We start from the raw sequence: 722 nt of genomic DNA, 5'->3' as shown, positions 1-722 counted from the left end.
GGCGTTATGTGCATGGAGGCACGAATGAATATTGGAATTTATATTTATGATGAAGCAGAGGTTCTTGATTTTTCAGGACCTTTTGAGGTTTTTAGTACAGCCAAACGGTTAGGAGTAGAAAACTGGAATGTATTTTTTGTTGCGGAAACGCTAGAGCCGGTGAAGGCTCGTGGTGGTTTCAACGTATTACCTCATTATTCATTTCAAAATCATCCCTCAATTGATTTATTAGTGGTTGTCGGTGGTGTGCATACAAGGGAAATGCACAAAGAAAATGTACTCAATTGGCTAGTGTCAGTGGACAGAGAAGCTAATACAGTAGCATCGGTTTGTACGGGGGCTTTTTTATTGGCGAATGCAGGGTTGCTGAAAGATTTACCCGTGACAACACATTGGGAAGATATTCCAGATTTAAAACGGTTTTTTCCTGAATTACTGGTAATGGATAATCAACGTTGGGTAACTTCAGGAAAGTATACGACTTCGGGTGGAATATCAGCAGGTATAGATATGAGCTTGTATTTGGTATCACGGCTTCATAGTCAAGAGCTGGCTAAATCAGTAGCTCATCAAATGGAATACAAGTGGCAAAAATGCACATAACAAACGCTTAAAGGAGGACAGGCAACGCTAGGCATTTTGGGCTGAAATGAGCATTTGAGGTTATAGCTGTTTTGTTTTAGTTTGGTGTTTTGTGTTGCCAGCCCCTTAAGCGGGCGTTA

General features: G+C 40.9%; 1 protein-coding gene. It reads left to right on the top strand.

The features are described from left to right. Positions 1–24 precede the first annotated feature (24 nt). The gene (locus EXA13_RS16640) at positions 25–603 is read left to right on the top strand and encodes a DJ-1/PfpI family protein (RefSeq protein ID WP_238134100.1); all 579 of its coding nucleotides are present in this window, start codon (positions 25–27) and stop codon (positions 601–603) included. Positions 604–722 lie beyond the last annotated feature (119 nt).

Origin of the sequence: Vibrio cincinnatiensis, from assembly GCF_022113815.1 — a bacterium.
In the GTDB taxonomy this organism is placed as follows: domain Bacteria; phylum Pseudomonadota; class Gammaproteobacteria; order Enterobacterales; family Vibrionaceae; genus Vibrio; species Vibrio cincinnatiensis_A.
Note: the sequence above shows the minus strand (reverse complement) of the source record. Positions and strands in the feature narration are given on the sequence as shown.